Here is a 10,897-nt window from a genome sequence, read left to right as displayed (position 1 = left end):
TATGTAAAGTCTATTGTAACGAATGTGGTGAAAACCAAGCCAACGTTTATTACAGTAGAAGATTTGAATGTGAAAGGTATGATGAAGAATAAACATTTATCTAAAACAATTGCCAAGCAGTCTTTTTTTGCTTTTAAAACGTGGCTTTTGACGAAATGTGAGGAATATGGAATTGAATTACGTCAAGTAGACCGGTTTTATCCATCGTCAAAGTTATGCTCATGTTGCAGTCAAAAGAAAGCGGATTTAAAGCTATCTGACCGAGTATATACATGTGAATGTGGCAATGTAATGGATAGAGATTTGAACGCAGCGATCAACCTTTTACAAGCAAAAGAATATACAATACTAACGTAAATAGATTGTATATATGTACGGTGGGCTACATCGGAATTTACGCCTGTGGAGTGTGTCACAGCAAACTGTAGTAGCAAGTGATTAGCGAGGCAGGGCACGTAGAAGCAGGAATACTCTAAGAATATACATTTGTCTATATTTTTAGTAGCAGTTGAGACAGAATGAGCATGAAATTAGTCATTCTCGGTTTGCTACTCGAAGGGGATAAACATCCATATGAAGTGCAGCACATAATGAAAGAAAGACAAATGGATTGTTATATTAAATATGCAAAAGGATCACTTTACTACGCCTTCGAGCAATTAGAAAAGCAAGGTGCAATTTGTATTACCACGATTGTTCGAGATACGAATAGACCAGATAAAACAATCTTTCATATAACTGAAGAAGGTAAACAATTATTTCACAAGTTACTATTAAAACAATTCGAGGCAAAAAATCAAATATATAAACCGATTTATTCGGCACTCTCTTTCGCTCAGTTTGGTGATGATCGAGAGTTAGTTCCTATTTTAGAAAAAAAGAAAAATGATACCGTTCAATATTTACATAAAATGCAAGCTATTTATGATTGTAGCAAAGGACAAATCCCACGTGCACAATTATATATTTTACAGAGCGTTATTGAACATATTACAGTTGAATTACAATGGTTAAACACCCTCCTTACAGATGCAATTGCAGGGCGACTTTCAGAAATTGATATAGATGAAGGTTAAACTCGTAAAAAAGAAACCGTAAAAAGGCGATATAGTTATTTCATTTTAAAACCTAAAACAAGCATAATCCCGTTCTAATTTAGGACGGGGATGCTTGTTTTATTTTCGCTATAAGATACTTCACTGCACTTAAAAATATAACAAGATTTATTATCAGTGGCATCCCATAATGGAAGATTATTTCTTAAAATTCTATATAAAAAGGTTGTTTTTTTTCATCCAAACTGTATTCAATTCTTTGTCTGAAATTCATAAAACTCACCATTTCCAGCGCCTGCTCTATAGGATAGAATCCTACTTCCAAACTTTCTGGTGTAGTCGTTAATTTACCCCCAACTGGTCTAGCTAAAAACAACGTATTACATATTGAATGGTTCACATTTTGAAATACTCCACAAAATTTTAAAACCTCAATATCAATACCCGTCTCCTCTTTAGTCTCCCTTATTGCAGCATCTTTCAAAGATTCTCCTTCTTCAACTTGTCCACCTGGCATTTCCCACCCTCTTCTAGGTCCCTTAATTAATAGAATTTCTTTTTGTTCATTCATTACAATTGTCGCTGCTGAAACTATATGTTTTGGCGTTGAATAAATATTTTGTGTACTTTGTTCCAATTGAAATTCCCCATTTCTATAAACTTAGTATATTTATCTTTATACAGGAATCTTATTCTTCCCTGTGATAACTTACTATTTCAAAATGAACCATCCACTCTCCTCCTTTGTTCCAGAACATGAACCGATTGTTAAATAACACAACTGACGTCTTCTCTCTGTACAGAGATACCCACTTCTTTATAAGTTTAATCGCACTTCATTTCAATTTCTCGACCACCCTTCACATTTTTAAAATCAGAAAAATCCAAATAGTAAGAATAAAAAACTTTAGAATTTTCTTATTTTAAAACAGTAGACAAAATTCCAAAAATTGTGTTAGAATTTGTTTCAATATCATATCGCTTGTTAACTTCCTTTCAAAAGGAAAATAGGTACACGAAAATTTCGTTTCGTGTTTAAAAGGGAAGCTTGGTGAAACTCCAACACGGTCCCGCCACTGTAAATGCTGAGATTTCTTTGTAGTGCCACTGTGAAAACGGGAAGGTGAAAGAAATTATATGAAGCATAAGTCAGGAGACCTGCCTGTTTTAACAACACTGATAGATTCACGGATGATGATGAGGTGTTAAAACAAAAAGGAAGGCTTATTTTCTATGCCTTTATGCTTTTTGTTATAGGTATTTCCTAGTAAACGGAAATGCTTACTTTCAATTAGGGAGGAATTTAAGATGGCAATTCAAACAAGTAACTTAGGTTATCCACGTATCGGACTACAAAGAGAGTGGAAAAAAACATTGGAAGCTTTTTGGTCCAATAAAATCGATGAAGAACAATTTTTAACAACGATGAAAGAAATTCGCCTTCAACACGTAAAAGTACAGCAAGAAAAAGGGATTGAACTCATTCCAATTGGCGACTTTACATATTATGATCACGTTTTGGATACTGCTTATATGCTAGGATTTATCCCATCACGTTTTTCTGAGTTCACATCATACCTTGATGTATATTTCGCAATGGCGCGTGGCTCTAAAGATCACGTAGCTTCTGAAATGACAAAATGGTTTAACACAAACTATCATTATATCGTTCCTGAATATGAAGAGGGATTACAAATCTCTTTAAAAGACAATCGTCCACTTCGCTTATATGAAGAGGCAAAACAAGAATTAGGAGTAGATGGAAAACCTGTTATTTTAGGACCATATACTTTCTTGAAATTAGCTAAAGGCTATACAAAGGAGCAATTTACTACTATTTTAAAACAGTTAGTTGCACCTTACGTACAACTGCTTTCAGAACTACATGCAGCTGGTGCACAAGTCATTCAAGTTGATGAACCGATTTTCGCTTCTTTAACGAAAGAAGAAATTCAACAAGCAAAAGAAATTTATGAAGCTATTCGTAAAGAAGTTCCAAATGCGGCTCTTCTTTTACAAACATACTTTGATAGTGTAGAAGAAAACTATGAAGAAATTATTACATTCCCTGTATCCGGTATTGGATTAGATTTCGTTCATGGTAAAGAAGGTAATCTACATGCTATTTCAAAATATGGATTCCCGGCTGATAAAACTTTAGCTGTTGGTTGTATAGATGGCCGTAACATTTGGAGAGCTGACCTTGATGAAGTTCTTACGTTATTTACAACGTTACAAAAACAAGTCCAAACGAATGATTTCATCGTTCAGCCTTCTTGTAGCTTATTGCATACACCAATCGATAAAACAGAAGAAACTCACTTATCGACTGAGCTATTTGATGCGTTAGCATTTGCAAATCAAAAGTTAGAAGAGTTAGTTCTTATTCATTCCGCTCTGACTCAAGGTACAGAAAGCATTAGTAATGAGCTGGAAACATATCGAAACGTACATCATACAATTCGTTCATCTGCTGCACGTAACCGAGAAGATGTCAAAGCAGCACGAACAGCACTAAAAGAAGAAGATTTTTCACGTCCTCTTCCATTTGAAAAACGATACGAATTACAACAAGTCGCCCTGGAGTTACCATTGTTACCAACAACAACAATCGGTAGCTTCCCGCAAACAACTGAAGTTCGTCAAACGCGAAAAGAATGGCGTAACGGTGTTATTTCAAATGAACAATATGAACAATTTATTGAAAAAGAGACAGAAAAATGGATTCGTTACCAAGAAGAAATTGGTCTTGATGTCCTTGTACATGGTGAATTTGAACGCACCGACATGGTCGAATATTTTGGTGAGCGTCTTGCTGGTTTCTCATTCACTAAAAACGGTTGGGTACAATCATACGGTTCCCGCTGCGTAAAACCACCTGTTATTTATGGTGATGTAGCCTTTATTAACGGAATGACTATTAAGGAAACTGTTTATGCACAAAGCTTAACAGAGAAAGTTGTAAAAGGAATGTTAACTGGACCTGTTACGATTTTAAATTGGTCCTTCGTTCGAAATGACATTCCAAGAAAAGAAGTTTCATATCAAATTGCATTAGCTCTTCGTCATGAAATTGAACTACTTGAATCTTCTGGAATTCGAGTAATCCAAGTCGATGAGCCAGCACTTCGTGAAGGAATGCCACTGAAAGAAAAAGATTGGGACGCTTATATTACATGGGCAGTACAATCCTTCCTTTTAGCAACTTCTTCTGTAGCAAATGAAACACAAATTCATACGCATATGTGTTACAGTAACTTCGAAGATATTGTTGACGCGATTCGCGCATTAGATGCAGATGTGATTTCTATCGAAACATCAAGAAGTCACGGAGAATTTATTGATACATTAAAACATACAACATACGAAAAGGGCATCGGTCTAGGTGTATATGATATTCATAGCCCACGTGTACCGAGTAAAGATGAAATGTATAAAATCGTAGAACAATCTTTAGAAGTATGCGATCCTAAATATTTCTGGATTAATCCTGATTGTGGTTTAAAAACGAGAAGAACAGAAGAAGTTATTCCAGCTCTAGAACATATGGTGCAAGCAGCAAAAGATGCTCGTTCCCTACTAAAAACAAACGCATAATAAAAATGGGTTATCCTCCAAAAGGATAGCCCATTTTTATTCTTTACTTTCAAAAAAGAATTCGTATTGTATTTTATATAATTCATCATCTGTTGGTTCTTCAAGAGGAGTTGCTTGTAAGACAACTGTATACTCACCATTTGGAATAGGGATTTGAAATTTATTTGAAAGAATACTTGTTACAACGATACATTCATTTTCAACTGTGAAAGGAACTGTAACCGTTCTAATCACTTCTTCTTTCTCAATATGTTTCCCTAGGGTTACTTTTACTTCACAAGTATAATCAGAGAGTGCTTCAAAAATAACAGTTCCATCCGCCTTCGCATAACCTCTTTCAAAATCTTCATCTGTCCAGTCAACGTAAGGCTGCTCACCGTCATAGTTCATCAACATTAATTGCGAATACGAAATTGTTAACTCCATCGTTCCCCTTCTCCTTCATTATGAAATATGCAACTACTACTTTACGTCAAATTTCACACGCGTACCATCTGGGTATTTATCTAACTTATTTCCTACCCAAGATCCTGCCCCGCGGTTATCTGCCGGACTTATATATTCGATATGTGCTCCTTTTCCGCCTTCTTTACACATCGCCATTGGCCATTCATCACGATCATACCCTTTTTTTGATGGGTATGGAGCTAACGATAATTTTCTTCTATCCGCAGCACCACCACGGTCGATTGTACAAACTTCTGAATGTCCTTCTTTTATAGCATCCGTAATATGTTTCCCTGTCTCTGGATATCGCTCTTTCGGAAATTCTAGAACTTGATCATACGCATTTGTTTTTTTAATACTTGTTTCCTCTGGAACAAGTACTTCATAGACCGCTACTACAATAGATAGAATTGCAATAATTGAAATGATAATACCTTTTAGTTGCTTCATGTATACCTCCATGCTTTTACCAGTTTCTTTTCCTCAGCTATTATAACAAACTTCTCCTGTATATGTTTTCAGACATTATTTCAGCTCTTCTTCGTCATTCCGCCAAAAACTCTCATTTTTCTTCATCTTTTCACTAATGCTGTAGAAAACTAATAACCTTCCGACATTCTTTTTCAAAGGAAGTCCTCATAAAAGATTGAAATGATATATACGATACTTTTTGGGGAGGAAATATTATGGAAGCTACCTATAAAACGAAAGATGTCACGAATAAAACAGGCATCCCAAAACATATAGTTCGCAAATATAGTCAACTGTTAGAGGAACATGGTTATATGATTTCCAAAACAGCTGATGCTCGTATTTATAAATTGGATGATTTAAAACTATTGAAATCTATACATGAAAGAGCTGCTACATTGCAAGAAGATATTTCAGAAACGATACCTATTATTTTAAAAGAAAAAGAGGCCCCACCTGTACCAGTTATACAAGATACGCAAGAGATACAACCGAAAGAAAAAGAAGATGGGCGTAACTTTGAGGAGTTCATGTTAAAACTTGAAATGCTCGCTCAATTAAATGAAGCAATTATTCATCAAAATTCTACCCTTATTACCCAAAATCGTTTGAAAGATGAAAAGCTTGATGAATTAATGCAACAAGTTTATGTAAAAGAAGGTTCTCAAGAAAAAATGCTACAAGAGTTAGTAGATCATGCCGCTCAAACAGATGCCCTGCAAAAAGAAAAGATGGACTTATTAATGAATCATATGTATAAACGAGAATCTAAGCAAGAAGAAAAAATGAATAAACTCGTAAATCAAATTTATAATAAAGACAGCAACCGCGATGCACAGCTTATGCAAGTGATTCGCGAAATTCAAGAAACAAAAAGAATGGTCGCTGCCTCAAAAGAGCAAGGCTTCTTGCAATCATTTAAAAGCTTATTTAGCCGAGCAAAACAAGAAAAAACAAATGAATAAACAATATAAAATAAAAAGTTACCTTCCATCGGTAACTTTTATTCCTTATTTCGTACAGCTGGCAATATAATAATCGCTTCAGTCCCTTTCCCACTTTCGCTTTTATATTCCAGCGTACCATTATGTGCTTGTAAAATACTAAATGTTACCATAAGACCTAATCCTGTCCCTTTTTCTTTTAAAGAATAATACGGTTGTCCGAGCCTTGCTAACTGTTCTTTCGTCATTCCAACGCCACTATCTTTAACTCTTATTACAATCGTTTCATCTTTTTGCATAGCCGTTACTTTTAAATATCCTTTATTTCCTTGTATTGCTTCAATACCATTTTTAACAACATTCATAATAGCTTGCTTCAATTTCGTCTTATCACCGATCGTATAAAGACTTTCAGAAATCTCAACTTGCAAATATACACCTTGCATCGCTGCAAATGATGACATAAGAGTTGTCATTTCTATCAATTGAGCTGATAAGCAAATGTGTTCTTTTTTCTCAATTTGTGGCCTTGCTAAATTTAAATAATCTGAAATAATTTGTTCTGCCCGGTCCAATTCAGCTAATACGAGACGCATATAATCCTTATTCTTCACATCTTCCGTACTTTCTAGCAATTGAATAAAACCACGAACAACAGTGAGCGGATTTCGAACTTCATGTGCAACACTTGCTGCCAACTCACTTACAATATTAAGCTTTTCTGACTTTTGCATCTCTGTACGTAGTATTGCATTTTCATTTAAATATTCTGTTAAGTACACCTGAAATACCATTGTCATAACCATAATAAGCGAAGCAAATATATATCCGCTATATAAGTGCGAAATATGCGGTGTAAACCCCGTTTCTAACAGAACATTAATCATACCAATCACTAGAGAAACAAGTACGTACAAGGATGAAATCATAAATGCTAAAATTAGCTTCTTATCTCTTGAAAATAGAGACCATTTCTTTGATAAAAATAATGGAACTATTGATAGAAATATTACTTCTATTACTGGAAGAAGGCTCATTCCTTTTAGTGCCCATTCATACGCAACAAAAATAACGGCTGGGATTAAACCAACAATCCCACCATATAGAAAACCACTAACAATTGGGATTGGGTGAAAGTTATACCCACAAATGTCACCAAAACAAATAGAGTATGTCATGGAGAGAACGAGTGTAATGCTAGATAGAAACATAATAAAATAGCGGTTCGGCTTCGGAGGCATTTCTTGATAACGATTTAGGCGAATCGCTTCATATAAAAATAGTGGCAAAATAATGATGGCAATTTGGATCATTAAATCACGGATCAGCTCCATAGCCTGTCATCCCCTATATGTATTTTGATATGATTATATCATTTTACGGCTTTATTTGTTTTAAAATTTTGATTTTTCTTAACATATTTGTTAATTCTTTGTTAACATCACATAATAATTGTTACAGATTTTCGAAATGAATGTAAACCCTGTACCAAATTTCTGCCTGGCAGTATACAATGAATACGGATTACAAAGAAAATAAAAAAATACTTCATGAGACGGACAACTATAGCAAAATACAGCATATAATCCATACTATCTATGTTTACAAATAAGTGATCATTATTTTAGTAGGAGGAAGATAAATATGGCGGGTACTACGCTTGTTTTAAAAGAAGAAAATTTGGTCGTTCTAGAAAATGTTGAAAAATCAGTATATGAAGAGTTACAGCATAAAACAGGAGATGAAAATTGCACATGTGCTGTGAATGAATCAGTTGTTCACCTTGGCAAAGTATCCTCTGTACTATGGAATGAAGATGAAATAGATTGGGAATACGGATATTAAAAAGTCGCTTACAGCGGCTTTTTTTCTATTATCCCTCTCTTTCTACATAACATATACGCAAGCGAAATCATAGAAAATATGGTAAAATGAACTTAATTTTCAAACGGAAGAAAGGGAGATACAATGGAACAATTCATTAATCCTAGAGTGAAGGATATCCAAATTTCTGGAATCCGTCAATTCTCTAACATGATTCAAAGCTATGATAATCTTATCTCTTTAACAATTGGACAACCCGATTTCCCTACACCTTCTCTCGTAAAAGAAGCGGCAAAACGGGCTATTACAGAAAATTATACGAGCTATACACATAACGCCGGTTTATTAGAATTACGTAAGGCAGCTTGTAACTTTGTAAAAGATAACTACGATTTACAGTATTCACCTGAAAACGAAACCATCGTTACAATCGGTGCTAGCGAAGCAATTGATGTTACATTCCGAACGATTTTAGAGCCAGGAACAGAAGTCATTTTACCTGCCCCTATTTATCCAGGATACGAACCAATTATTCGATTATGCGGCGCAACCCCTATTTTTATCGATGTTCGTGAAACGGGCTTCCGTTTAACAGCCGAAGCACTAGAAAATGCCATTACAGAAAAAACAAGATGCGTCGTTTTGCCGTATCCTTCTAATCCAACTGGTGTAACTTTATCAAAAGAAGAACTACAAGATATTGTAGATGTTTTAAAAGATAAAAATATTTTTGTCCTTTCTGATGAAATTTATAGCGAACTTGTATATGAACAAAAGCACATGTCTATCGCTCATTTCCCAGAAATGCGTGAAAAAACTATCGTCATTAACGGTTTATCAAAGTCTCATTCTATGACTGGCTGGCGTATCGGTCTATTATTCGCACCAAGCTATTTAGCAGGACATATATTAAAAGTTCATCAATATAACGTAACTTGTGCTACTTCAATCGCTCAATATGCTGCAATTGAAGCATTAACAGCTGCTAAAGATGCACCAAAAATGATGCGTCATCAATACAAAAAACGCCGTGATTACGTATATAATAGACTCATTCAAATGGGCTTAACAGTTGAAAAGCCAACAGGTGCATTTTACTTATTCCCATATGTTGGTCATTTAACATCTTCATCATTTGATTTTGCAATTGACCTTGTCAAAGAAGCTGGACTAGCTGTCGTTCCTGGAACAGCATTTTCTGAATATGGTGAGGGCTACCTTCGCTTGTCCTATGCGTATAGTATCGAAACTTTAAAAGAAGGCTGTGATCGATTAGAGGCCTTTCTACAACAAAAAGCTAAGAGTTAAACTCTTAGCTTTTTTATGCATAGTGATCGCAAGTTTGACGCTTCAGTAATTTATGAGGAATAATAATACACTTCGCAGTAGACTCCGCATTCTCTACTTTATCAACTAAAGCTTTTGCTGCCTCATATCCTAGTTGATATATATTCACATCAACTGTCGAAAGGGGCGGACTCGCAATTTCTGATAACAAAGCATTATTAAAACTTACAATAGAAACATCCTTCGGTACAACGAATCCTTTTTTAGAAAGAGCACTTAACACACCAAGTCCAATTAAATCATCCGTTGCCATAATTGCTGTCGGTGGTTGCTGTAGCCCCATTAATTCCTCCACGGCTTGTTGACCACTTTCCCTCGAAAAATCAAAATGTAAAATATACTCTTTTGGTAATACAATATCTGCTAATTTTAAAGCATCACTCATACCAGCCAAACGATCTCTCGTTACAAGTAAATCTGATCCACCACCGATGAACGCGATTTGTTTATGACCTAATGAAATCAAATATTCTGCTACTTCTCTAGCAGCTGTATAATTGTCATTATCTACATATGTAATTTCATCTTTTCGATCATATGGTTTCCCAATTAAAACAAACGGGAAATTTTGTTTATGCAAATATTGAATAATCCGGTCATTCTCTCTTGAATATAAAAGTATAATGCCACCAATTTGGCGTCCCTGCACCATCTTTACAACACCATTAAAAATTTCATCTTCCGTTTCACCTGTCGACATATAAAGCGCATACCCTTCCACATGTGCAAATGAACTAATCCCTCTTATAACTTCTGGGAAAAACGGATTTTGAAAAGCTTTACTTGCAGAACTTGGCATAACAAGACCAAGTGTTTTTGTTGTTTGGTTAGCTAGGTTTCTTGCGTTTAAATTGGGATGATACCCTAATTCGCTCATTACTTTCCGAACACGACGCTTTGTTTTTTCACTTATACTTGGATTATCAGCAATTACACGAGAAACGGTAGATGGTGCTACATTCGCCTTCTTCGCCACATCTTTAATTGTAACTGTCATAAAAATCCCCCTCCTTTCACTTCTCTGCCATTTTATATATTTTATCTTGCACCCGTTGCAAGTAATAGGAGAAGTCATACACTTTCATTGATTCTATCTTGCAAAACCTATCATATTCTCCCTCTCCATGTATTGTAAGGGATATAGCTCTTTTTTCCTATACTATAATATACTATTTATTTCACTTCTTTTCATATATGATGTCAAATCTCTTT

The 10,897-nt window shown here is 35.1% G+C and carries 11 protein-coding genes and 1 riboswitch; of the genes, 6 read left to right on the top strand and 5 right to left on the bottom strand.

The features are described from left to right. Positions 1-357: RNA-guided endonuclease InsQ/TnpB family protein (locus KI369_RS08860; RefSeq protein ID WP_212955703.1), on the top strand; the 357-nt coding region annotated here is incomplete at its 5' end. Positions 358-518: 161 nt separating this feature from the next. Next, positions 519-1,076, top strand: a complete 558-nt coding sequence (locus KI369_RS08855; protein WP_212955702.1) for a PadR family transcriptional regulator — start codon at positions 519-521, stop codon at positions 1,074-1,076. Between the two features lie 184 nt (positions 1,077-1,260). On the opposite strand, the gene KI369_RS08850 is transcribed toward KI369_RS08855, so the two are convergent. After that, positions 1,261-1,692: an NUDIX hydrolase gene (locus KI369_RS08850; RefSeq protein ID WP_212955701.1), complete on the bottom strand. Its 432-nt coding sequence runs from the start codon at positions 1,690-1,692 to the stop codon at positions 1,261-1,263. 355 nt (positions 1,693-2,047) lie between these two features. Then, positions 2,048-2,235: riboswitch (cobalamin riboswitch) on the top strand. 128 nt (positions 2,236-2,363) lie between these two features. Here KI369_RS08850 and metE point away from each other — a divergent pair. Continuing rightward, entirely contained in the window at positions 2,364-4,652 is a 2,289-nt protein-coding gene (gene metE / locus KI369_RS08845) for a 5-methyltetrahydropteroyltriglutamate--homocysteine S-methyltransferase (RefSeq protein WP_212955700.1), read from the top strand. Positions 4,653-4,688: 36 nt separating this feature from the next. On the opposite strand, the gene comJ is transcribed toward metE, so the two are convergent. Continuing rightward, entirely contained in the window at positions 4,689-5,078 is a 390-nt protein-coding gene (comJ, locus tag KI369_RS08840; RefSeq protein WP_212955699.1) for a competence protein ComJ, read from the bottom strand. 36 nt (positions 5,079-5,114) lie between these two features. Then, complete coding sequence (nucA, locus tag KI369_RS08835; protein WP_000811502.1) at positions 5,115-5,549, bottom strand: DNA-entry nuclease; 435 nt, start codon at positions 5,547-5,549, stop codon at positions 5,115-5,117. 236 nt (positions 5,550-5,785) lie between these two features. On the opposite strand from nucA, the gene KI369_RS08830 reads away from it, so the two are divergent. After that, the gene (locus KI369_RS08830) at positions 5,786-6,535 is read left to right on the top strand and encodes a DUF3967 domain-containing protein (RefSeq protein ID WP_000388475.1); all 750 of its coding nucleotides are present in this window, start codon (positions 5,786-5,788) and stop codon (positions 6,533-6,535) included. A gap of 38 nt (positions 6,536-6,573) precedes the next feature. On the opposite strand, the gene kinB is transcribed toward KI369_RS08830, so the two are convergent. Beyond that, positions 6,574-7,848, bottom strand: coding sequence for a sensor histidine kinase (gene kinB, locus KI369_RS08825; RefSeq protein WP_212955698.1), 1,275 nt, complete (start codon positions 7,846-7,848; stop codon positions 6,574-6,576). A 310-nt stretch (positions 7,849-8,158) separates the two neighbouring features. On the opposite strand from kinB, the gene KI369_RS08820 reads away from it, so the two are divergent. Together KI369_RS08820 and KI369_RS08815 are read left to right on the top strand one after the other, a co-directional pair. Then, positions 8,159-8,359, top strand: a complete 201-nt coding sequence (locus tag KI369_RS08820; protein ID WP_000929281.1) for a protein YkzT — start codon at positions 8,159-8,161, stop codon at positions 8,357-8,359. A gap of 123 nt (positions 8,360-8,482) precedes the next feature. Continuing rightward, complete coding sequence (locus KI369_RS08815) at positions 8,483-9,646, top strand: aminotransferase A (protein ID WP_212955697.1); 1,164 nt, start codon at positions 8,483-8,485, stop codon at positions 9,644-9,646. A 13-nt stretch (positions 9,647-9,659) separates the two neighbouring features. Here the strand turns inward: KI369_RS08815 and malR are convergent, their stop codons facing one another. Beyond that, positions 9,660-10,682 carry a maltose operon transcriptional repressor MalR gene (gene malR, locus KI369_RS08810; RefSeq protein WP_212955696.1) on the bottom strand — a complete coding sequence of 341 codons (1,023 nt, stop codon included), beginning with the start codon at positions 10,680-10,682 and terminating at the stop codon, positions 9,660-9,662. Between the last annotated feature and the right edge of the window lie 215 nt (positions 10,683-10,897).

Origin of the sequence: Bacillus sanguinis (assembly GCF_018332475.1) — a bacterium.
GTDB lineage: Bacteria > Bacillota > Bacilli > Bacillales > Bacillaceae_G > Bacillus_A > Bacillus_A sanguinis.
The sequence above is the reverse complement of the archived record's forward strand: the minus strand, read 5'-3'. Positions and strand labels throughout refer to the sequence as shown.